Origin of the sequence: Spongiactinospora sp. 9N601 (genome assembly GCF_044326295.1) — a bacterium.
GTDB classification, from domain to species: Bacteria; Actinomycetota; Actinomycetes; order Streptosporangiales; family Streptosporangiaceae; genus Spongiactinospora; species Spongiactinospora gelatinilytica.
Genome location: NZ_JBIRBB010000009.1, coordinates 173,164 through 195,433, shown reverse-complemented (window position 1 = coordinate 195,433; position 22,270 = coordinate 173,164). Strand labels below are relative to the sequence as shown.

The following is a 22,270-nucleotide window of genomic DNA, read 5'->3' as shown; positions in this document are numbered from 1 at the left end:
AAGGAACCGCATGGCCGATCCGTGCCCGCCCGCCGCCCCCGGACCCTGGTGGCGGGCGGGCCGGTTCCCGCTCTTCGCCGCGGCGCGCGGCCTGTCGGTGACCGGCGACCTGGCCGCGCTCTCGGCGCTCACCGTGCACGTCTTCCAGGACACCGCCTCCGGGGCGGCGGTCAGCGGGCTGTTCGCGGTACGGGTGCTGCCCCGCCTGTTCGGCGCACTGGCCGGGGGGCTCAGCGACCGGGGTGGCCCCGCGGCTGCTCGTCTCCTGCGCGGTGTTCGTGCTCATCGCCTGGACCCGGCCGGGGTACATCGCCTGCGCGGCGGTGCCCTGGTACGCCGCCCGGAATGCCCGGCGTTCCGCGCCTTTGTGAGGCGGCCATACGCCAAGGAATGGCAAAGCCGCCGCCAAGGAGGCGGTGGCCTGGTAATCCTTGCGCGAAGCGTTGCGCCGATCACCGCGGGGGGGCCAGGTTGAGCGACACGGCATCCGGTGCGCCCGCCCCTCCGGACGATGCGAATCCTCCGGCCGATGCGAACGGCCGGCGGTGGCCGCGCCGCTGGCGCGTCCTGCTGGGCGTGACGGCCGCCGTGGCCGTGGTCGCCGCCGGGGCCGCGGTGGTCGAGTACGGCGGGGGCGGCTCCGCCGTGACGTGTCACGTCAACGACGGGCGGCTGACCGGCACGGTGATCGAGGGCACCCCGGGCGACGACGACATCATGTGCGAACCGATCCCGCCCGGCGGCGTGGTCAACGGCCTGGCCGGTGACGACGTCATCACCATCCTGCCGGTCGCCGACAAGGCCGGTAACGAGGGCACCATGTACGGCGGCGACGGCCACGACACCATCATCGTGCGCGGCGGTCACTCCACGGCCGGCAGCGGCCGGGGCAGCGGCGGCAACGACGGCCGGATCGACGGCGGTCCCGGCGACGACATCATCACCGTCACCGGGGGTGAGGGCGGCATCGGGGGCATCGGCGACGCGGGCCGCGGCGGCGACGGCAACGAAGGGGTGATCGAGGGCGGTGACGGCAAGGACACCGTCACCGTCTCCGGCGGGCAGGGCGGCCAGGGCATCGACACGCTGACCAGCCACGGCGACCCGGACGGCGGTACCGGCGGCACCGGCAACGCGGGCAGCGTCCGCTGCGCGGGGACCATCACCGTGCGGGGCGGCCGGGGCGGCGACGGAACGGCCATGGACGCGGAGGACGCCAACGGAGACGGCGATGGCGACGACGGCGACGGCGGGCCGGGCGGCATCGGCAACGCGGGCGACATCCAGACCCCGGCACGGCCCGGCGTCACCAGCAAGGTGACCCTCCTCGGCGGGCACGGCGGTGCCGGCCAGGCGGACGGCGCGGGCGGCACCGGCGGCGTCGCCAACGACCACCCGCTCACCGTGACGGCCTCCCTGACCATGATCGGCGGCAACGGCGGCGCCACCGACCCCCGCGGCAACGGCCCCGGCGGCACCGGCGGCCCGGGCAACACCGCGGCACTACACCTCGCCGGCCCGGACAACACCAAGATCGACGAAGCCGCAGGCAGCCCGAAAGCAGGCGCGGGCGCCCCCAAGCCGCCACGCGCCGACGCCACGAGGAGCGCCGACGCCATGGGGAGCGCCGAAGCACCGCGCGACGAGGCCGCGAGCGACATTGAACCGCCGCGCGACGCAGCCGCAGGCGAAACCGAAGCGCCACGCGGTGGCGGCGCGGGCGACACCAAGGCGCCGACCGCCGGCGGGGCGGGCGACACCAAGGCACCGACCGCTGGCGGCGCGGGCGGCAGTGCGGCGTCGGCCGCTGGTGGCGTGGGCGATGCGAAGGCGCCGACCGCTGGCGGCGTGGGCGATGCGAAGGCGCCGACCGTTGGCGGGGCGGGCGACAGCAAGGCACCGACCGCTGGCAGCGCGGGCGATACCAAAGCGCCGACCGCTGGTGGCGTGGGCGATGCGAAGGCGTCGGCCGCTGGTGGGGCGGCGGTCGCGTACGGGGGCCATGGCGGGCAGGGCACGCCATGTGGGCGCGGCGGCGCGGGCAGTACCGTGCCGATCCGGGGCGGCGTCATCTACCAGGGACGCGGCTGCGGTTGAACGGCATGCCGCTCACCCCCGATGCCAGTGCCGCAACTTGTCCGGGTTCAGCATGATCCACACCGCAGTGACCTCGGTACCGGCGACACTCACCGCGACCACCGCCACCGCCCTGCCCGCCTGGCGCAGTACCAGGCCCGCTCGTCCGTTGACCGGCCCGACGGACAGTTCGGTACCGGCCTGGCCGGCCAGCAGTTCTGTCACGAAGTGGGCGACCGCGTCGGCCCCGTGCGTAGGCCGGACGGCGGTGCGCACCCGGCCGCCGCCGTCGCTGACGACCATCGCGTTCGTGGCGAGGACCGCCCGCAGCGCCGCCGCGTCGCCCGCCTCGCAGGCCGCGGCGAACCGGCGTACCACCCGGTCATGCCCGTCGAACGTGGCCGGCCGCCCCTGGACCGGCTCGGGCACGTGGGTCCGTCCGCCGCCTGCCGCGGCGGGTTCGGACCCGGCCAGGAGTTCCAGGCAGACGGCCCCGGCGGTCCAGGTCAGCCAGGCCCGTGGCACCGCGATCCCGGCGCGTTCCGCGTCGCCGAGGGCGTACCAGCGGCGATAGGTCTCCTGGACCACCCGGTCGGCCATCGCCGCCGAGTCGAACATCCAGCGCGCGATCTCCAGCAGGTGCCGCCGTTCATCGAGCATCTCCTGGAGCGACCCGGCCCCGCGCTCGGTGGTCATGCCCCGCCGCCGGGGGAGCCCGCCCGGGACCGGGAGCGCTCGAACCCCCGGAGCTTGGCCGGGGCGACGATCCACAGCACCTGGTGGATGCCCTCGGGTGAGCCCTCGATGGTGACAAGTGTGGAATCGGTACGGTTGCCCGGGACGAGGACGGCGGCCCGCCCGTTCGCCTCGGCCCAGGTGAACCGGGCGCCGGGCCAGTACCGTGGCGCGAAGGCGGCCACGAACCTGCTCACCCGCGCGACACCCGCCAGCGGGAACCGCGCCGCCCCGGGAGCGCCGTCGCCGTCGGTGGTGCTGACGACGTCGGCGGCGAAGAGGTCTTCCAGGGCGGCGATGTCGCCGGTCTGGGCGGCGGTCAGGAAGGTGCCGAGCAGCCGGCGGTGTTCGCCCTTGTCGACGGGCTCGCGCCGGGCGGCGGTCAGCCGTTTGCGGGCCCGGCTCACCAGTTGGCGGGCGTTGGCCGGGGTGAGCTGGAGGATGTCCGCGATCTGCGCGTAGGGGTGGACGAAGGCTTCGCGCAGCACGTACGCGGCCCGCTCGGTCGGTGTGAGCCGTTCGAGCAGCAGCAGGAAGGCCAGTTCGAGCGCTTCGCCGCGCTCGGCGCCGACCGTCGGATCGAGGCTGGTGTCGATCGGTTCGGGCAGCCAGGGCCCGATGTAGGACTCCCGGCGGGCGCGGGCGGACGTCGCGACGTTGATGGCCAGCCGCGTGGTGACCGTCGCCAGGAAGGCGGCGGGGTTGGCGATGGCCGCGCGGTCGGTGTTCTGCCAGCGCAGCCACGCCTCCTGGAGGACGTCCTCCGCCTCGGCCACACTGCCGAGCATCCGGTAGGCGATGCCGAAAAGGCGCGGGCGCAACTCGACGTAGACGGCCGCCGCGTGGTCCAGCGCGTCCGCTTCTCGCCCTGCTTCCCGCAGTGGTTCCGCCCGCATCGTGGTCACCCGCGCCTTCGCCGCGTCCGCCTCATTGTGCACAGCCGGGGTCGATCATCCCCGCTCGGCCGGGCGCGGCGCACGGCGGTCCTTGCGGCGGGCGAGTTCTTCGTCGTCCACCAGGGTGAGCATCGGCTTGCCGGGCTCGCACAGCATGGTGACGGTGAACCGCAGCGGGACGTCGTCGCGGTTGTTGCCGTCCTGGTAGTGGATGACGTCGCCGCCCGGTTCCCAGAACGCCTCCCCGGCGGACACCACCCGCTCCGGGGAGCCTTCCACCTCCAGCAGCATCTCGCCTTCCAGCACGTAGCCGAAGGCCGGGCCGGAGTGCCGGTGCGGCGGCGTGCCGGGGTCGCCGGGCGGGTACTCGATGACCACGGTCATGGCGTGCGCCCCCTCCGGGATGAAGGGCGGCTCGGCCTCCTGCACCATCGTCAGCGCGGTCTGCCACGCGGTCGATCGCGGCTTGGTCCCGGCGGGAGCCGCCGGGTCGGTGTCTGCCATGGGAAACGCCTTTCCATACGCTGCGGACGGATCACTTGCGCGCGCCGGGCCAGTCGAAGTAGCGGACGCGGCCCAGGCGCGCGCCGTCGCCTTCCGGTACCAGCGAATCTTCGGCCAGCTCGGCGCCGAAGTACCGGGCGTGCGGATCGCTCACCACCTGGCGCGCGTCCCCCCAGCTCGCGAGCACGTCGCGGAAGAACTCGTCCATCCGGTACCGCTCCGGCCCGGCCACCTCGACCCTGCCGTTCGACGGCGTGCCCACCGCCACCGCGGCGACCGCGTCGGCGACGTCGTCACCCGCGATGGGCTGGAAGAGCACCGGCGCGATCCGCACGGCGTCGCCGTCCGCGGCCGACTCGGCGATGCTCCGCACGAACTCGAAGAACTGCGTGGCGTGGACCAGCGAGAACGGAATGCCGGACTTCTCGATCAGCCGCTCCTGGGCGATCTTCGCCCGGAAGTATCCGCTGGCGGGCAGCCGCTCGGTGCCCACCACCGACAGCGCGACATGGTGCCCGACGCCGGCCGCCGCCTCCGCGGTGAGCAGGTTGCCGGTGGAGGTCTCGAAGAACTCCATCACGGCGGCGTCCTCGAACGACGGCGAGTTGGACACGTCGATCACCACCGACGCGCCGGTCAGCACCTCGGCGAGCCCTTCGCCGGTGAGGGTGTTCACCCCGGTGTTCGGCGACGCGGCCACGGCCTCGTGCCCCTGCTCGCCGAGCCGCGTCACCAGCTTCGATCCGATCAAGCCGGTACCGCCGATTACCACGATCTTCATGGCGCGTCCTTCCCGTTCTGGTTCAGATTCCGTCCCTGGGGCGCCTCTCGCCGCCCGGTCGCCGGCTATGACCGGGCGGCCCCGGCAGTTGTGACAGCCGCCGCGAAATTCGTTTTCGCTTCATCTACCCGGACGCGAGAATGCGTCACATGGCACAGGCGACGCTGCACACCGCCCGCATCACGCTGGTCCCCCTCTCCGACGAGCACCTTGAGCACGAGGTCGAACTCGACGCGGATCCCGAGGTCATGCGCTACCTCGACGACCCGCGCGACCGCGAGGAGGTCGAGGCCCATCACAAGCGGCGGCTCGCGGCGGCCGAACGCGTGCCAGGGCTGGGTTTCTGGGCCGGCCTCGTGGCCGGGGAGTTCGTCGGGTGGTGGATTCTGGAGCCGCCCACCCGCGCCGATCAGGGGCCCATCGAAGGGCAGGCCGAGCTGGGGTACCGGCTGCTGCGCCGCCACTGGCGGCGGGGGCTGGCCAGTGAAGGGGCCAGGGAACTGCTCCGGCACGGGTTCGAGGACCTTGGGCTGACCCGGGTCTTCGCCGAGACGATGGCGGTCAACGCCGCCTCGCGGGCCACCATGGCCACCATCGGCATGGAGTACGTCCGCACCTTCCACCTCGACTTCGACGACCCGCTGCCCGGCACCGACCTCGGCGAGGTCGAGTACGCGATCACCCGCGAGCGGTGGCTCGCCGCCCGCCCCGCCGGCGCCTGACTCAGGCCGGGTCCGCAACGTCCAGCCGGGCGGCGCGGCCTCGCAGGTAGCGGCGTTCGGGCAGGCTGGTCGTGAGCCGGGCCGCGGCACGGTACTCCTCGGCGGCGGTCGCCCGCGCGCCGGCGCGTTCGAGCAGGTGCCCGCGTACGGCGTGGACCCGGTGGTGGCCCGCCATCCGCCGGTCGCCGGCCACCGTCTCCAGCAGGGCCAGCCCGGCCTCGGGGCCGCTCAGCATCGCCACCGCCACCGCGCGGTTCAGCGTGACCACCGGGTTGTCGCCGAGCCGGTCGAGCACCTGGTACAGCGCGACGATCTGCGCCCAGTCGGTGTCCTCGAACCGCGCCGCCTCGGCGTGTACGGCGGCGATCGCGGCCTGCAACTGGTAAGGGCCCGGCCGGCGGCGCGGCAGCGTCTCGGTCAGCAGCGCGATGCCCTCGTCGATCATGGCCCGGTCCCACCGGCCGCGGTCCTGTTCGGCGAGCGGGATCAGTTCGCCGTCCGGGCCGGTACGGGCCGCGCGGCGGGCGTCGGTGAGCAGGAGTTCGGCCAGCAGCCCGCTCACCTCGGGCACGCCGGGCAGCAGCCGGTGCGTCATCCGGGCCAGGCGGATCGCCTCGGCGCACAGGTCGCCGCGGTACAACGACTCCCCCGCCGTGGCCGTGTAGCCCTCATTGAAGATCAGGTACACGACGTGCAGCACCACGTCGAGGCGGCGCGCGCGTTCGTCGTCGCCGGGCATTCGGAAGCGCCCGCCCGCTTCCAGGACGCGTTTCTTGGCCCGGCTGATCCGCTGCGCCAGGGTCGCCTCGGGGAGCAGCAGCGCGCGGGCGATCTCGGCGGTGGTCAGGCCGCCGACCGCGCGCAGGGTGAGCGCGACCTGCGCGGGCGGGTTCAGCGAGGGGTGGCAGCACAGGAACAGCAGCAGCAGGGTGTCGTCCTGGTCGCCGGGCGGGCGGGGTTCGTCCGCCGCCGGGGCCAGCAGGTGGCCGGGCAGCGCGCGGAACGCCTCCTGCTGCTCCCGCCGCCTGCGGGCCTGTTCGCTGCGCAGCAGGTCGGTCAGGCGGCGGGTGGCCACGGTGGTCAGCCAGCCGGGCGGATTGTCCGGTACGCCCTGCTCCGGCCACTGGGCCGCGGCGGCGAGCTGCGCCTCCTGGACCGCTTCCTCGGCCAGGTCGAAGTGCCCGTAGCGGCGGGTGAGCGCGGCGAGGACCCGCGGCGCGAGTTCGCGCAGCAGGTCCTCGATCGGCCGGGGCAGGGTCACATCTCCCGGCCGGAGTCGTCCATGATCGGGCGGAGTTCCACCCGGCTCCGCACGATCGCGGCGAACCGCGCGGCCAGCTCGACTGCCCGGTCGTGCGAGGCCACGTCGATGATCCCGAACCCGGCCAGCACCTCCTTGGCCTCGGCGAGCGGCCCGTCTGAGGCGACCGGCCGTCCGTCGCGGATCTCCACCGTCATGGTGTGGGAGGGGTCGGCCAGCCCGAACCCGGTGACCATCTCGCCGGAGGCGGCGAGGTCGGCGTAGAAGTCGGACATGGCGCTGAAGTGCGCGGCGACCTCCTCCTGCGACCACGTCGCCTCCGTGCCGCCGAGGCCGAGCGTGTCCCACGCCGACGCGTCGCCGAAGGTCATGATCATGTACTTCATCGGGCCGGCTCCTCCACCCGCGTCATGTTCGACTCGTAGCCTCCACCCGGCCACTGCCAGGCGCCGGTGTTGCGGCGGCGACCGGCGTCGAACGTGCCGACGAACTTCGCCGGCGAGCCGACGCCGCCGTACCAGATCGTCAAGGTATCGCCGGTGAATTCGTAAATGTACTCCAGGATCTCCCCTTTGGCCCCGAAGAAGTGCGAACGCAGTTCGCCGCTTTCGGCGTGCAGGCCGATGTACTCGACCCCGCGGGTGATCTCGCCGTCGCTGACCAGCTCGACGTGCTGCACCAGGAAGCCGCCGCCGTCCATCCACTCGTAGCGGGCGGTGCCGGACAGGCCGGGCCCGTCGATGATCCAGGTGCCGACCAGGGGCTCCAGGCTGTGCAGGGCGTTCGCGGTGGTGGTCGCGGTGCTCATGGTGCTCTCCTTCGGGGGGTGCTCTTCGTGCCTTCACCCCCTCTGTCGGAGACCTCAGGACCCTCTCGACACCTTCTCGACGACTTCATCGGAATCTTCTTCGCGGCCGATGGGAGGCAGGCCCCGGCCCAGCAGGCGGGCGGCCAGGCCGAGGACGGCGGTCAGCACCAGCGTGACGCCCATCGGCAGCCCGGTGTCCTCGCCCGCGATGCCCACCAGCGGGGACACGATCGCGCCGGACGCGAACTGGAGCGCCCCGATGCCCGCGGCGGCGGTGCCCGCGGCCCACGGCACCCGGCCGATGGCCAGCGCCGTGCCGTTGCCCATGATGAAGGTCGTGCAGGAGACCAGCACGAACAGCACCGGCAGCACGGCCGCCGCGGGCAGGCGCAGGATGAGCATCGCCAGAAGTACGACCGACAGCGCGCAGACGACGCACTGCCCGGCGGTGAGCAGCGTCTCGGCGCGCAGCCGGCCGACCAGGCGGGAGCTGATCAGGCCCGCGACGATCATTCCGAAGGAGTTCACCGCGAAGGCGATCGTGTAGGCCGTGGTGGACAGCCCGAGCACGTTCTGCAGGACGAACGGCGAGGCGGAGATGTACCCCATCATGCCCGCGAAGCCGAGCGCTAGGGCGAGGGTGTAGCCGAGGTAGCCCCGGTCGGTGAACAGCCGCCGGATGGTGCGGCCGGTCGCCGCCATGCCGCCGGTGTGCCGGCGTTCCGGCGGCAGCGACTCGGGCACTGCGAGCAGCGCGCCGAGCAGCATGGCCACGCTGATGCCGGTGAGCGCCCAGAAGGCGCTGCGCCACCCGAGCGGCACCAGCAGGCCGCCGACCAGCGGGGCGACGACCGGGGCGACCCCGCCGATGCTGCCCAGCAGGGAGAAGATCTTGGCGGCGGCCGTGCCGCCGGTGCGGTCGGCGACGATCGCACGGGCGATGACCAGGCCGGCCGAACCGGCGAAGCCCTGGACGAAGCGCGCCGCGATGAGCACCCACACGTTCGGCGCGAGGGCGCAGGCCAGTCCGGCGAGCACGGCCACGACGGCCGCGACCAGCAGCGGCCCGCGCCGGCCGAACCGGTCCGACAGCGGGCCGATCACCAGTTGCCCGGTGGCCAGGCCGATGAGGCAGGTGGTCAGCGTGAGCTGTACGGCCGAGGCGCTGGTACCGAGGTCGGCGGCCATCCTGGTGAACGCGGGCAGATAGATGTCGATCGCGAACGGCGCCATCGTGGACAGCAGCGCCAGGACGAGCAGGAGGACGCCCGACACACCGGGGGACGTCGCGGAACGCGGCACGTGAGTGGACTCCCTCACCCGATAATTATGCGGGCATAAGTAAAATTATGGTAGCAACGAGGGTGTGGAGCGAAATTCCGACCTGCTGATACTCGGGTCGGCGCTGCGCGACCTCACCCGCGACCTCATGCGCACGGGGCGGCGCGTCGCGGGCGTCGCGCCGCTGCCGGAGACCGAGGTCGACATCATCAAACTGGTCGTCCACCGGCCGGGCATGAGCCCGGGCCGGCTCGCCGCCGAGCTGCGGATCAAGCCGAGCAACGTCAGCGCGGCGCTGCGCCGGCTGGCCGCCGGGGGCCTGGTCGTCCGCGAGACCGACCCGGCGGACCGGCGGGCCACCCGCGTACTGCCCACCGCTCGGGCGATCCGCGACGTCCACGGCGTGGAACGTGCCCGGGCCGCCCTCCTGGACCAGGCCCTCGCGGCCCTGCCCGCCGCCGATCGCGCCGCCGTCCTGGCCGCGATCCCCTCCTTGCAGGCCCTCCAGGCCGCCGTCCGCGAACTCGCATGACGCCCGTCGGCAAGGATTGCACGACTAGTCGTGCATGACTTATCGTGTGGTTGTGGACGAGATCGCCGACCCGGCGGCACTGAAGGCGCTGGCCAATCCGTTGCGGCAGCGCATTCTGCACTGCCTGGAGCGGGGCGAGGCCACGTCCACAAGCCTGGCCAAGGAGCTGGGGGTGACCACCGGGGGCACCAGCTACAACCTGCGCGTCCTGGCCGACAACGGGTTCGTCGAGGAGGTGCCGGGGCGCACGTCGGGGCGGGAGCGCTGGTGGCGGGCCACCAGGCGGGATCTGCGGTTCCCGCGCTACAGCGAACAGGACACCGAGAGCCGGGAGGCACTCGACTGGCTGAACCGGCTGTGGTCGTCGGAGTACGCCGAGGCGCACGAGCGATTCCAGCGGGCCCGCGACCGGCTCGGCGACTGGCGTGACGCCGAGCCCTACTCCCGGGGCACCATCAGGGTCACCCTGGCCCAGCTCGAACGGTTCTTCCTGGAATACCTCGATCTGCTCAACAAGTACGCCGCCCCCGGCGACGAGCGCGACGAAGGCGAGGAGGGCAAGGAGGGCGAGGAGGTGTCCGACGCGCGGGAGGTGATGACGTACTTCGTCGCCTTCCCCGACGTCCCGGAGGACACCTAGCCCGAAAAAGGGACGGAACAACGACTGTGGCCGCCGAGCGGCAACTCGGCGGCCACGGGATGTGCATCACCACGCCTCTCGGCGTGCTCTCACAAGACGCGTCTCCCAGCGAAAGGGTAAGCAGCGATGCTGCGCACAGACAACTTCGCACCGGCGGCCGAGGCACCGGCCACCGACCCGCCCGGCGCCCGACGGCGCAAATGGGCGGTCCTGCTCGCCGGCGCGGCGGCGGCCGTCGCCGCCGTCCACGGCCAGTGGGACCTCCCGCTCGCCGCCTGGTTGTACCCGATCTTCCTGCTGCACTTCGGCGCGTCCGGGCGGTGGCTCCCGGCCGCGCTCGGCACCTGGGCGGTCACCTCGATCGCCGCGCTGGCCCTCCTGGTCAAGGCCGGGCTGCCGGTGTTCGCGCCGCTGTCCGGACTGTGCCTGGTGCTGGGCGTGCTGCACGTCGTGCCGTACCTGTTGCACCGGTTCGCCGCCGCGCGGCTGCGCGGCCCGCTGCTGACCACGCTGGTCTTCCCGGCGGCCGTGGTCGCCGTGGAGTACGCGCTGGCGTCGGCGACGTCCATCGGGACGGTGCTCAGCACCTTCGCGCCCACCCAGCACGCGAACCTGCCGCTGGTCCAGCTCGCCTCGGTCACCGGCGGCTACGGCATCAGCTTCGTGATGGCGTGGTTCGCCGCGGTGGTCGCGGTGGCCTGGGCGCACCGGGGCCGCTGGGCGCGCGTCCGCGCCGCCGTGATCTGCTACGCGGTGGTGCTGGGTCTCGTCCTCGCGGGCGGCATGCTGCGGCTGGGGTTCTTCGCGACGGCCCCGGAGACCGTCCGGGTGGCGGGGGTCAGCCCGGCCCGTTCGGTGAACGAGGCGGCCGAGAAGCCGTTCGGCACCTATCAGAGCTTTCACGAGGCCGCGCAGGCCAAGCCCGCCGAGGTGCGCCACGGGTTCGACGCCGTCAACAACAACCTGCTCGCCTCCACCGAGCGGGAGGCCCGCGCCGGCGCCGAGATCGTGAGCTGGTCCGAGGCGGCGGCCCCGGTGCTGGACGCCGACCGCGCCGCGCTGCTCGGCCGGATCGGCAAGGTGGCGGCCGAGTCGCGCGTCTACATCGTGGCGGGGCTCTGGGTGGTCACCGCCGAGGCGCCGTACTCCCGCAACGAATCGGTCCTGCTCACCCCCGAGGGCAAGGTCGCCTGGACGTACGAGAAGGCGTACCCGGTGCCGGGCATGGACACCACCATCCCCGGCGACGGGCGCATGCCGATCATCGACACCCCGCATGGGCGGGTCGCCGGGGTGATCTGCTTCGACTCGATGTTCCCGGCGCTGATGCGCCAAGGCGGGGACGCCGACCTGATGTTCGTCATCTCCAACGACTGGCCGGAGTACGGCCGGACGCACACCGAGAAGAACGTGCTGCCGGCGGTGGAGCACGGCTTCACCGTCATCCGCCAGGACAGCAACGGCCAGTCCGGCACGATCGACCCGTACGGTCGCGGTCTCGCCTCGGTGGACTACTTCGCGCACGACCAGCCCAGCATGATCGCCTACGTGCCGACCAAGGGTGCCGTGACGGTCTACGACCTGATCGGCGACACGTTCGCCTGGCTGGCCATCGCCGCCCTGGCCGTACTGACCGGCGCGGCGGCCCGCCGCCGGCGCTGACCCCGCGGCGGACGGATCGAAGGTTCCGCCGCGGCGGCGGCCTTGCCGGGTCCGAGGTGAGGCCGCGCCTGCCGGCCTAGCGTCGGAAGCGGGAGGTGAGTCCCCATGCGGCGTGGGCGGCCGGCGGGGGCTTCATCCCCTCGCCGGCGCCGGTTCTGGGCACGCTCTCCCGGACGTACCGGCTCATGCGGCGGTGAGCGGCGGGCGGCGGCCGGCTTCATCGGGATGCGCCCCGGCGGCCCGAGTCCGGCGATGGTGCTCGCGGCCGGGGTCGCGGCGGCGGCGGTCTTCGGGGGGCGTGAACTGCGGTACGCGACCCGCTGAGCGGGGCTACCGGCCGCCACCCTTGCCGTTGGCCGCCGTGCGGATCGCGGCCTCGTAGGGGTTGGTCTCGTATCCGGCGGCCAGGTGGTGGGCGACGATCGTGCGGAGCAGTTCGCGGAAGCGGTCCTGGTCGGCGGCGGCCAGCGGCTCCAGCGTCTCCGACTCGGCGCCCGTCACCGCGGACTGCGCCTCCGCGAAGCGGGCCCGCCCCTCGGGGGTGGGGCAGATCAGGTTGTTGCGCCGGTCGCCGGGATCGGTCATCCGCTCCACCATGCCCGCCGTCACCAGCGCGTCCACCAGGTAGACCATGCTCGTGCGGTCGATGTTGAGCTGCCTGCCCAGTTCGGCCTGGTTGCGGGCGCTGCCGTGGGTGGCGGCGCAGAGCACCTGGTAGCCCCGCAGCCCGTGCGGAATGCCGGACATCGCCCGCTCCAGCGCGGCGATGTGGGCGCGGAAGCACTGGGCGATCAGCCACTCCAGATTGTCGCCCAGACCGCTCGGCAACGGGTCGGGCTCGGGCTGTGTCATGACCCGAGGTTAGCGCCTCGTCGATCCGGCTGTTAATCTGTCCCGCTGTTAGTCAGTTCTACTGACGGTCAGTTGGAGAGATGGGATGTGGTCATGACACTGTCGTCACAGGGGTCTCGGGTATCGGGCAGGTCGCGCTGGCTCGCGCTCGTCGTGATCTGCCTCGCGATGCTCATGCTGGTGCTCGACGGGACGATCGTGGTCGTCGCGCTGCCCGCGATCCAGGCCGACCTGGGCTTCACCACACCGAACCTGGCCTGGGTGGTGAACGCCTATCTGGTGCCGTTCGGCGGCCTGCTGCTGATCTCCGGACGGCTCGGCGACCTGGTCGGCAAGCGCCGGATGTTCGTCATCGGGCTGTGCGTGTTCACGGTCGCGTCGCTGCTGTGCGGGCTCGCCGTGAACCAGGCCATGCTGATCGCCTTCCGGGCACTACAGGGCGCGGGCGCGGCGCTGGCCTCGTCGGTCGTGCTCAGCATGATCGTGACGCTGTTCCCGGAGCAGCGCGAACAGGGCCGGGCCCTCGGGGTGTTCAGCTTCGTGCAGGGCGCGGGCGCCTCGATCGGCATGCTGGCCGGGGGCGTGCTCACCCAGAGGCTGAGCTGGAACTGGACCCTGCTGGTCAACGTCCCCATCGGGATCATGGTGGTGGCGGCGACGCTCATGGTCGTCGAGCGTGACCGCGGCCAGGGCCTGCGGGCCGGCGTCGATGTCCTGGGCGCGGTCCTGGTCACCGCGGGGGCGATGCTGCTGGTCTATGTGATCGTCGACACCGGCCCGGCGGCCGGGCGCTGGTCGCTGTTCCTGCTCGCGGCCGTCCTGCTGGCCGGGTTCGTACTCCGGCAGGCGAAGGCCGCCACCCCGCTGCTGCCGCTGGGCCTCTTCCGCGTCCGGCCGGTGGCGGCGGGCAACGTCGTCATGGTGCTGACGGTGGCCGGGATGATGGGCTTTCAGTTCCTCACTGCGCTGTACCTCCAGCAGGTCCTCGGGCTGGACGCACTGATGACCGGTTTCGCCTTCGTGCCCACTCCCCTGTCGAACGCCGTCGTCACACTCTGGCTCGGCCCCCGGCTGATCACCCGGTTCGGCGCGCGCCCGGTGCTGGCCGCCGGGCTGGCGATCACCGCGCTGGGCCTGGCGCTGCTGGCGCGCGTGCCGGTGGACGGCGAGTACTTCGCCGACGTGTTCCCGGCGCTGCTGCTGGCGGGCATCGGCATGGGAGGCGCGGTACCGGCCCTGGTGGGGGTCGCCATGTCCGTCGGCACGCCCGAGCACACCGGCGTGGCCTCCGGCCTGCTGAACACCGTCCAGCAACTCGGCTCCGCGATCGGCACGGCGGCGCTCGCCACCCTCGCCGCCGCCCAGACCGGCGCCCTGCTGGCGTCGGGCACGGGCCCGAAGGAGGCCGCCGCCGGCGGATTCCGCCTCGCCTATCTGGGCAGCACCGCCCTCCTGGTCGCGGCGGTGATCGCCGGACTGCTGCTCATGCCCGCCCGCCCGGTCGCGGCGAGAAGCCCGGAGAGCACAGATTCCCAGCGCACACCATAGTCACATTCCGCCGATTCGCCGCGCGCATTATAACGAAATGGACTCATTGCGCGGTCGGCCGTAAATCATGATTCCGGGCCAACAAATGTTCGTTGCACCGACAATGTGGACCGTTTTATCAATCGGTCCACAGCCCTTTTACCTGCGGATTCGCATGAGCGGTCGCACGCCGCGAAGCCGCCGCCGGAATGCGCAATCCCTGTACTGAAGCGCCATGTGACGAAGGTCATAACTCAATGTCTGACTCCGAGCCGATATCGGCCTGCGCCCACTCTTCGCGTCATCGCAAATTCCCTCGGTGACCGATCCTTACCATCGAGGTAAGGTTTGGCTTCCCTTACTGGAGTAGATCACTTCCCATAACAGGGATATCCTTATGAATCGATTCAGAGGTACAGGGGGCCGATAAAGAAAGCCAGAAAGGCCGCCGCCCGAACTTGTTTGAAGATTGCGCCGTGTCTATGTACTGTCTGATCCGGGACAGCAGCCATTAGGCCGAACGGTCATATCGGGGAGTGGTCATCTAGTAACCGTCGTTCGCCCTGCCTTTGCGTGCCCTTCATGGCACCGGCGTTTCAGAGAGGCAGGGATCCGTTACACGGGTAATACGCCCATGTGAGAATCCGAAAGGACTACTCGGTGCGTAAGAGACTGTCTTTGACCTTAGTCGCGTTCGCCGCAGCCGCCGGGCTCACCCTGCCGGTGGCCGGTGCGACGGCCAGCCAGGCACAAACCCTCCAGGCCGGCGGGAACACGCCGGCGTCCACCTATCAGATTTCGGGCCAGGCGAAGAGCGCCGTCGACCCCGAGGCCGTCCAGAAGGCCGCGAAGATCATTCGCGGCGCCGTGGAGGACGGCATCAACTCCGGTTACGGCAGCATTGTCGTGAGCGGCGACGGCGTTCACCTCTTCTGGAAGGGCCAGACGCCCCTCAGCCTGAACCCGTACCTCGCCTCGGCGCGGGACCACGCGCCGGTCGAGGTCCTGCCCGCCGACTACTCCGACGCCGAGCTGAGGAGCCAGGCCGAGGTCATCGCGCAGGACGTCAAGAACGACCTCGAAGGCCCGGTCATCGGGGTGCGGTTCGCTCCGGACGCGAGTGGCCTCATCCTGCTCATCCGGGAGAACGCCAACCCGGGCAACCTCGGCATCCCGTCGGTGAGCGTGGAATACACGACCGAGAAGAGCGCCGTGCCGGAGCTGACCTCGCGTCAGGCTGACACGGCCCCGTTCTCGGGCGGCCACGTCCTCAACAACACGGCCCCCGGCGCGCAGTACACCTGCACCAGCGGGTTCCCGGTGACCAAGAACGGCCAGACCTACCTGCTGACCGCCGGACACTGCGGCAACGTCGGCAACCAGTTCAGAAACGGCACCACCACGGTGGGCTCGGCGACCCAGGAGCACCAGTCGCACGACCTGCTGCTGATCCAGGCCCCCTCGGCCGGGAACATCTACGACGGTCCCCCCACGACCAACAACAAGCGGGCCGTCGCGGGCTGGGACTACGTCTACGTCGGTGAGTTCGTGAAGTCCTCCGGCTCGGGCAGCGGCACCGTTCCCAACCTGCAGGTGACCGGCTACGTCTACACCCTGACGGTCCAGGACACCTTCGGTGTCCTCACCACCATCACCGACCAGATCGAGACCGTTCAGGTCAACGGTCTGCCCCCGGCGACCGGTGGCGACAGTGGCGCGCCCATCTTCGCCGACTACGGTGTGAAGGCGGCCGCCAAGGGCTCGGCTTCCGCGGTCAGCGGAACCCGGCTGTTCTTCGCGCCGTTCACCAACGCGATCGTCGACTTCGGCATCTCCCCGCTGGTGAACTGACCGTTCATCCGCGCACAACGCTGAAGAAGGTAATCGCATAACACCATTCCAATGACCGGCTGATCCCAGTCACCCTCCCCGGCGGGTAGCCTCTCCGCTCGCCGGGGACCTTTCAATTCCCCCCACTCCTTTTCCGAAAGGAAACTCCGGTGCGCAACAGACTTACTTTCGCGGTCATCGCGCTGGCCGGTACCGCCGGACTCACCCTGTCCGCCACCGGCGCGATGGCGAGCCCGGTCCCGGACCCCGAACCCGGCGCGCACAGGATCACCTACCAGATTCCGCGGCCGGCCAAGAGCGCCGCGGACCGCCAGGGCGTGCTGAAGGCCGCCCGGATCATCCGCACCGCCGTGGAGAACGGCGCGAACAGCGGCTACGGCAACATCGTCGTGACCGACACCGCCCTGCACCTGTTCTGGAAGGGCACCCCGCCCGCGTCCCTGAACCCTGCGCTGGCCGAGGCACGCGAACACGCCCCGGTCGAGATCCGGCCCGCCGCCTACTCGCAGGCCGAGCTGAGGAGCCAGGCCGACATCATCGGCCGGCACATCCAGGCGAACATGACCGGGCCGGTCATCGGGGTGGGCGTCGCCCCCGACTCCAGCGGCCTGATCGTGCTCATCCGCAAGAACGCCGACCGGAACAACCTCGGCCTACCGCCGGTGAACGTGCCGTACACGATCGAGGAGCGCGACGTTCCCACCCTGACCTCGGGCCCGTCCCTCGCACCGCCCTTCCACGCCGCGCAGTCCCTCACCAACGCGACCCACGGCGTGGAATGCACCAGTGGATTCGCCGTCGGCAAGAACGCTCAGACCTTCCTGCTGACCGCCGGGCACTGCGGCGGGGTCGGCGACGAGTTCGAGCAGTTCGGCCAGCCGGTCGGCGTCGCCTCCGAGAAGAACGCCGGACACGATCTGCTGCTGATCTCCGCCGACGCCGAGGGATACATCGACCGGGGACTTCTTCCCCCGCTGCCGGTCGGCGGCTGGGATTACGCCTACGCCGGCGAAGTCGTCAAGTCCTACGGCGCCACCCACGGCCAGTTCTCCGACTTCCAGGTGACAGGCGTCGTCCGCTCCGTTGTGATCCGGGACTACCTCGGCGACCTGGTGACCGTCACCAACCTGCTCGAAGCCGCCTCGCTCAACGGCCTGGCGTCCCACGCTGCGAGCTTCAGTGGCGGTCCCGTCTATGGGCTGCAAGGGAGCAAGGCGGCCGCCAAGGGCTCCTTCACCGCCGTCAACGGGTCGAATGTGCTGTTCCAGCCGATATCCAGCGCCATCACCGACTTCGGTGTCAGCGTGCTGGTGAAGTGACCTCCCGCGGATGAAGCGTCCCCGCCCCGGTGATGTCCGGGGCGGGGACGCTCGTTCAGTCCTTGAGTCCGTACGCGCGGATGACCGTCTGGGTCAAGTGCAGATCGTTGTACCCGATCGCCGTCAGGCGGAGGGACGCGAAGTCCCCCTTGCCGGCCGGCTTGATAACGGCCGAGAAGTCCGACCTGATGCCCCGGACGGGCACCTGCTGCCAGGTCGCGCCGTCGTCGTACGACACTTCCAGGTTGAGGCGCTTGATCCAGTAGGGGGCATTGCACATGATGCAGTCGATGGTGATGCCGGCCGAAGTGCTCACCGTGCGCTTGGCCTGGTTGAGTTCGTCCAGCCCCACCGGGACGATTCGCGCGGACAGCCGGGGGATGGGTGTGGCCGTCCAGGTGCTCGACGATGGGAACGTCCAGCTTGTCTCCACCCGCGTCCCGAGCTTGGAGAACAGCACGTTACGGGTGCTGACCTCCTTCACGGTGTAGACCCCGGGCTCCTCGGGCAGTGTCGCCTCAAGCCCGCACGCGAGACCGCCCCTCGGTGACACGCACTCGACGTGTTCGAGGACCTTGCCGCCGGAGGAGAGCGTCGCCTCGCCCTGGGTCGACATGTCCACGCCGATCCGGTAGCGCTCGGAGTCGGAATACTGCCTGCCGCCGGTGAATCTGAACTCGTTACCGGTCCTGACCAGGCCGTAGTCGTACCTGTACGCCTCGCCTGGCCCATAGATGGCACGGTTCCAGACCTCGGTGATGGACTTGTCGATAACGTACTGGCCCAGACTCGTCATGCTGTGTCCCGTCCCGGGGCTCAGCGTGGTGTCCCAGGTGAGCCCGGGTATGATCGTCCGGTAGTTGATCACCTTGCCCGGGAACCGCGCCGGTGACGCGAAGGAGTACGAGCCCGAGGGCCTGGCCACGACGCCGCCCCCGGTCGCCACGCCCGCTCCCCGGGTCACCATAGTGATCTTCGCCAGATCCTTGACCGCGAAGTCGTAGACCGGCCGGTCGGGCAGGCCGCCCTGGTGTTCCTTGAGCAGGTCGTATCGGACGTCCCCGTCCGCGGCTTTCTTGAACCAGGCGTTGTGGAACCGGTAGCTCGCCCCTTCCACGCGTACGGGGATGACGAAGATGCCCGCGTCCGACCCGAACCGATCGTGCCGCGTCAACCTGAACTCCCGGCCCGCGCCCACGTGGCTGATGGACTCGACCGCCACCGGTTGCTGAATGGCGTCGGGATCGTCCAAGGTCACGGTGACCTTCTCACCCTGCCGTCCGTCCATGACCACCTCACGGTGATCGGCGTCCACCCGGATCGACCTGTGGACGAGAATGCTCTCGTAGTTCTTCACGGCCTCGGACCCGATGGTCCCCTGCACCGTCCAGTCTCCGGCGGGCAGCCGGACGCTACCGGTCCCCTGGTAGAGGGGCACGCTCTCCAGCCAGTTCCGCTCCAGGTCGTACACCAGGGCGACGGCCGCGTCGGAGGGATCACCGTCCCTGTCGATCGCCTTGAAGGTGACGTCGTACGATTCGGGCTCGACGTACGTCCCGGCGAGGGTCCGCAGCAGCATGTCCTGGCCGGCCGACGCGACGAGGACGCCGGGGTACTCGCCGGGTTCGACCTTCTCGCGGTTCATGGCCAGCTTCACCGACGCCGTCCCGTGCGCGGGCACCTTCACCCGCTGGGTGGACAGCTTCAGCAGCCCGCTGGGCAGGTCGAGGCCGGGTTGTGCGCTCTCCACGCGAAGGTCGAGGAAGAGGGTCTTGTCGCTCGTATTCGTGTAGGTGACCGTCTTCTCCGTCAGGGCGTCCTCGCCGTGCGGCAGGGTCGTCCACAGGTTGCCGGGGGTGGCCGTCAACGGCGTCGCCGTCGCCTTGTCCACGTCCACGCGCCCGCCGCCCTGCTCGTAGGCGCCGAACTCCGGGTGGTAGGCGGCGGTCCCGATCAGGGCGCCCTTCAATTGCTCCGCCGTCCAGTCCGGATGTGCCTCGGCGAGCAGCGCCGCCGCGCCCGCGGCGTGCGCCGCGGCCATCGACGTGCCGTTCTGCGCGATGTAGGGGCCGTCCTGGCCCCACCCGGTGACCGTGCCCGCGGTGATCGCCACCCCGGGCGCGGTGATGTCCGGCTTCACGGCGTGGTCGCCGGTACGCGGCCCCCGGCCGGAGAAGTCGGCGACCATGTCGCTCTTGTTCACCGCGCCGACGGTGAGCGCGGCGTCCGCGGTGCCAGGCCGGTTGAGCGTGGCCTTGCCCGGACCGTCGTTGCCTGCGGCGACGACGAACAGCGTGCCGTACAGCTCGGTGAGGGTGTTGACCGCCTCCTCAAGCGGGTCCGGCTCCTGGCTGTCGAGGGACGTGCCGATGGAAAGCAGGGCCACCTTGGCCTTGGCATCGCCGGCCGCCCATTCCATCCCTTTGAGGATGGCCGAGTCGCGGTACTCGACCGAGCCGCTGGACACCTTCCCGATGGCCAGTTCGGCCCCGGGGGCCACTCCTCGGTACTTGTCGCCGTCCACGCCCTTCCCGGACCCGGCGACGATCGAGGCCAGGGCGGTGCCGTGCCCCATCATGTCCCAGAGATTGGGGTCCAAGGAGAAGTTCGCCGAATCGGTGACGGCGTCCGCGATGCCCGGATGCTGGTAGTCGTAGCCGCTGTCGAGCACGGCCACCTTGACGCCTTTGCCGGTCAGGCCCCGCTTCCAGGCGGCGGGTGCGCCGATCTGCTTGGTGCTCTGGTGGAGCAGCGGCTCGCGTTTGCCGTCCAGCCAGATCTTGCTGACGCCCCCGGCCAGCGAGCGGGCGGACGCGCCCGCCGTCAGCTCCTTCCACGCCTGCCCCGCGCCGTTCTTGGTGACCTCCAGCGTGGAAAGGTCGAGCGCGTCGCTGTGCCAGCCGCCCTTGGCCGCCTTCGCGGCGAGCCTCGGCGCGGCGGACGACCGCACGATCAGCGGTACCTGGGCGCTGTGCGCGTCGTCGTAGTCCCACGCCACGAGCTGGGTGACGTCGAACAACCGCTTGTCCACAAGCCCGCGCCCGACGAGCGGCAGCGCGTCGTCCGGGAAAACGCTCAGGTGACCGTCGAATTCACGGACGGTGAATCGCACTTTGTCCCGGCCCGGGCCGGGCTCGATCTCGTAGCTGGAACCCGATTCACGCTGCGCGTACAGCTTGACCCGGTCGCCGGTCACCAGCGTGACCAAAGCGGGGCGCGGCGCGGATTTCTGTGCCCCGGCTTTCAGGGCGGCGGGCGGTTGAACGGGTGCTCGGGTGGAATCGCCGGGTGCGCGATTGATGGCGTTCGGTGTCGGGGCCGCGTTCGCCGAGCCCGGCGGTAAGCCGAGTCCGACCGCGGTGACCAGGCCGATTGTCGCGGTGATCGTTTTCCGTATCATCGGCGCGCTCCGAGGTCGCGCGTCGGGCAAGGAATCGGCGGCTTGAACACGCTCGCTGCCGAGACCTGGTTCTGTGGGGGGTGCGACACAGGTCCTCCTGTCGGCTCATCGTCGCCTAATTCATAAGGCGACCTTCCACTCCTAGCACAAAACACCCCAATCGTCATGACCATGCGGCCGGATCTCCATACCGGGATATGTCAAGGAGCCACGGCATGGCCGCCCACCACCGCTTTTTACAACTGTAAAATCACGGAGAGCATCATTATTCGGGGCCCATCGTGTCACGGCCGCCGCCAATTCCGGCGATAGGCGAGACGCGATACGGGCACGGGCCGCCCTCCACACCGGGCAAGGAGCCCCGAGGGCACTGCTCGCAGAGCCGGGGCGCGGCCGATTCCGCGTGTTGGGTGTGCCCGATTCCATGCGAGCGCGCCGACGGACCGTGCATGATCGGGTCAGCACGCATACCGAAGAGACGCACCCGTGAAGAATGGACCTGACATGACACCGCGCACGATCATCATCGGGGACGGCCTGGAGATCAACCGGCTGGGCTTCGGCGCGATGCACCTGACCGGCCCGCACTCCTGGGGGCCGCCCGCCGATGAGGAGGCGGCGCTGGCGCTGGCCAGGCGGGCGGTCGAGCTGGGCGTGAACCACATCGACACCGCCGACTCCTACGGGCCGGGCACCAGCGAGGAGATGCTGGCCCGCGCGCTGCACCCGTACCCGGACGGGCTGCTGATCGGCACCAAGGCGGGGCAGTCCCGGCCCTCGCCCCGGGAGTGGCTGCCGCTCGGGCGGCCGGAGTACCTGCGCCAGCAGGTGGAGCTGAGCCTGCGGCGGCTGCGCCTGCCGGCCATCGACCTGTTCTGGCTGCACCGCATCGACCCGCAGGTCCCGGCCGCCGACCAGTTCGGGGTGCTGGCGCGGCTGCGGGCCGAGGGGAAGGTCCGGCATGTCGGGCTGTCGCAGGTGTCGGTGGCGGAGATCGAGGCGGCGCGCGAGACGGTCGAGATCGTCGGCGTCCAGAACCGCTACAACGTGCGCGCGCGCACGGACGAGGACGTCGTGGACTACTGCACGCGCGAAGGTCTGATGTTCGTGCCCTGGGAGCCGGTCGCCTCCGGCGCGCACGCCGCCCGCACCGGCCCGCTCGCGGAGGTCGCGGCCGAGGTCGGCGCGACGCCGGTGCAGGTGTCGCTGGCCTGGCTGCTGCACCGTTCGCCGATCATGTGCCCGATCCCGGGCACCTCGTCCATCGCGCACCTGGAGGAGAACATGGGCGCGGCCGAGGTACGGCTGAGCGACGAGCAGTTCGGCCGGCTGGCCAAGCTCGGCTGACCGCCGGTCACGGCGAACCCCTCGGCGGCGGCCCGGTGCATGGCCGCCGCCGCGGTGCGCGGCCCGATCCGCACCA

Annotated in this window: 20 protein-coding genes; 10 read left to right on the top strand and 10 right to left on the bottom strand. The window is 71.1% G+C overall.

Annotated elements, in window-relative coordinates; translation table 11 throughout:
- The first annotated feature begins 10 nt into the window (after positions 1 to 10).
- Both ACH34R_RS23140 and ACH34R_RS23135 read left to right on the top strand, forming a co-directional pair.
- Complete coding sequence (locus tag ACH34R_RS23140) at positions 11 to 475, top strand: hypothetical protein (RefSeq protein WP_397563585.1); 465 nt, start codon at positions 11 to 13, stop codon at positions 473 to 475.
- On the top strand, positions 472 to 2,097 hold the full coding sequence (locus ACH34R_RS23135; protein ID WP_397563583.1) for a hypothetical protein: 1,626 nt from the start codon (positions 472 to 474) through the stop codon (positions 2,095 to 2,097). Before ACH34R_RS23140 ends, ACH34R_RS23135 begins: the two co-directional genes overlap by 4 nt.
- A gap of 12 nt (positions 2,098 to 2,109) precedes the next feature.
- Here ACH34R_RS23135 and ACH34R_RS23130 read toward each other — a convergent pair whose 3' ends face one another.
- From ACH34R_RS23130 to ACH34R_RS23115, 4 genes are read right to left on the bottom strand one after another with little or no spacing between them, the layout of a single operon-like run.
- A complete protein-coding gene (locus ACH34R_RS23130; RefSeq protein WP_397563581.1) occupies positions 2,110 to 2,772 on the bottom strand; it encodes a hypothetical protein in 663 nt (220 codons plus the stop codon).
- Positions 2,769 to 3,749, bottom strand: a complete 981-nt coding sequence (locus ACH34R_RS23125; protein WP_397563580.1) for a sigma-70 family RNA polymerase sigma factor — start codon at positions 3,747 to 3,749, stop codon at positions 2,769 to 2,771. Before ACH34R_RS23125 ends, ACH34R_RS23130 begins: the two co-directional genes overlap by 4 nt.
- A gap of 12 nt (positions 3,750 to 3,761) precedes the next feature.
- Positions 3,762 to 4,211 (bottom strand): cupin domain-containing protein, encoded by a 450-nt coding sequence (locus ACH34R_RS23120; RefSeq protein WP_397563579.1) that lies wholly within the window; start codon positions 4,209 to 4,211, stop codon positions 3,762 to 3,764.
- Between the two features lie 31 nt (positions 4,212 to 4,242).
- Entirely contained in the window at positions 4,243 to 4,992 is a 750-nt protein-coding gene (locus tag ACH34R_RS23115; protein ID WP_397563577.1) for an SDR family oxidoreductase, read from the bottom strand.
- 149 nt (positions 4,993 to 5,141) lie between these two features.
- Between ACH34R_RS23115 and ACH34R_RS23110 the strand changes: the two genes are divergently transcribed.
- Positions 5,142 to 5,714: a GNAT family N-acetyltransferase gene (locus ACH34R_RS23110; protein WP_397563576.1), complete on the top strand. Its 573-nt coding sequence runs from the start codon at positions 5,142 to 5,144 to the stop codon at positions 5,712 to 5,714.
- A 1-nt stretch (position 5,715) separates the two neighbouring features.
- Here the strand turns inward: ACH34R_RS23110 and ACH34R_RS23105 are convergent, their stop codons facing one another.
- From ACH34R_RS23105 to ACH34R_RS23090, 4 genes are read right to left on the bottom strand one after another with little or no spacing between them, the layout of a single operon-like run.
- A complete protein-coding gene (locus ACH34R_RS23105) occupies positions 5,716 to 6,969 on the bottom strand; it encodes an RNA polymerase sigma factor (RefSeq protein WP_397563754.1) in 1,254 nt (417 codons plus the stop codon).
- Positions 6,970 to 6,971: 2 nt separating this feature from the next.
- Positions 6,972 to 7,361, bottom strand: coding sequence for a YciI family protein (locus ACH34R_RS23100; protein WP_397563574.1), 390 nt, complete (start codon positions 7,359 to 7,361; stop codon positions 6,972 to 6,974).
- Complete coding sequence (locus ACH34R_RS23095; RefSeq protein ID WP_397563573.1) at positions 7,358 to 7,783, bottom strand: hypothetical protein; 426 nt, start codon at positions 7,781 to 7,783, stop codon at positions 7,358 to 7,360. The genes ACH34R_RS23100 and ACH34R_RS23095 overlap by 4 nt, the downstream gene beginning before the upstream one ends.
- Positions 7,784 to 7,837: 54 nt before the next feature.
- On the bottom strand, positions 7,838 to 9,103 hold the full coding sequence (locus ACH34R_RS23090; protein ID WP_397563572.1) for a multidrug effflux MFS transporter: 1,266 nt from the start codon (positions 9,101 to 9,103) through the stop codon (positions 7,838 to 7,840).
- A 46-nt stretch (positions 9,104 to 9,149) separates the two neighbouring features.
- Between ACH34R_RS23090 and ACH34R_RS23085 the strand changes: the two genes are divergently transcribed.
- The 3 genes from ACH34R_RS23085 to ACH34R_RS23075 all read left to right on the top strand — a co-directional run bounded on the left by ACH34R_RS23085 (position 9,150) and on the right by ACH34R_RS23075 (position 11,898).
- A complete protein-coding gene (locus tag ACH34R_RS23085) occupies positions 9,150 to 9,596 on the top strand; it encodes a MarR family winged helix-turn-helix transcriptional regulator (protein WP_397563571.1) in 447 nt (148 codons plus the stop codon).
- 52 nt (positions 9,597 to 9,648) lie between these two features.
- A complete protein-coding gene (locus ACH34R_RS23080; protein ID WP_397563570.1) occupies positions 9,649 to 10,236 on the top strand; it encodes an ArsR/SmtB family transcription factor in 588 nt (195 codons plus the stop codon).
- Positions 10,237 to 10,362: 126 nt separating this feature from the next.
- Entirely contained in the window at positions 10,363 to 11,898 is a 1,536-nt protein-coding gene (locus ACH34R_RS23075) for a nitrilase-related carbon-nitrogen hydrolase (protein WP_397563569.1), read from the top strand.
- A 330-nt stretch (positions 11,899 to 12,228) separates the two neighbouring features.
- Here the strand turns inward: ACH34R_RS23075 and ACH34R_RS23070 are convergent, their stop codons facing one another.
- The gene (locus ACH34R_RS23070; protein WP_397563568.1) at positions 12,229 to 12,750 is read right to left on the bottom strand and encodes a MarR family winged helix-turn-helix transcriptional regulator; all 522 of its coding nucleotides are present in this window, start codon (positions 12,748 to 12,750) and stop codon (positions 12,229 to 12,231) included.
- A 93-nt stretch (positions 12,751 to 12,843) separates the two neighbouring features.
- Between ACH34R_RS23070 and ACH34R_RS23065 the strand changes: the two genes are divergently transcribed.
- The 3 genes from ACH34R_RS23065 to ACH34R_RS23055 all read left to right on the top strand — a co-directional run bounded on the left by ACH34R_RS23065 (position 12,844) and on the right by ACH34R_RS23055 (position 17,447).
- Positions 12,844 to 14,298, top strand: a complete 1,455-nt coding sequence (locus ACH34R_RS23065) for an MFS transporter (protein ID WP_397563566.1) — start codon at positions 12,844 to 12,846, stop codon at positions 14,296 to 14,298.
- A 657-nt stretch (positions 14,299 to 14,955) separates the two neighbouring features.
- The gene (locus ACH34R_RS23060) at positions 14,956 to 16,128 is read left to right on the top strand and encodes a hypothetical protein (protein ID WP_397563565.1); all 1,173 of its coding nucleotides are present in this window, start codon (positions 14,956 to 14,958) and stop codon (positions 16,126 to 16,128) included.
- Positions 16,129 to 16,277: 149 nt separating this feature from the next.
- Positions 16,278 to 17,447, top strand: a complete 1,170-nt coding sequence (locus ACH34R_RS23055; protein WP_397563564.1) for a hypothetical protein — start codon at positions 16,278 to 16,280, stop codon at positions 17,445 to 17,447.
- Between the two features lie 55 nt (positions 17,448 to 17,502).
- Here the strand turns inward: ACH34R_RS23055 and ACH34R_RS23050 are convergent, their stop codons facing one another.
- Positions 17,503 to 20,643: a S8 family serine peptidase gene (locus ACH34R_RS23050; protein ID WP_397563563.1), complete on the bottom strand. Its 3,141-nt coding sequence runs from the start codon at positions 20,641 to 20,643 to the stop codon at positions 17,503 to 17,505.
- Between the two features lie 708 nt (positions 20,644 to 21,351).
- Between ACH34R_RS23050 and ACH34R_RS23045 the strand changes: the two genes are divergently transcribed.
- The gene (locus ACH34R_RS23045) at positions 21,352 to 22,194 is read left to right on the top strand and encodes an aldo/keto reductase (RefSeq protein ID WP_397563562.1); all 843 of its coding nucleotides are present in this window, start codon (positions 21,352 to 21,354) and stop codon (positions 22,192 to 22,194) included.
- The last annotated feature ends 76 nt before the right edge of the window (positions 22,195 to 22,270 follow it).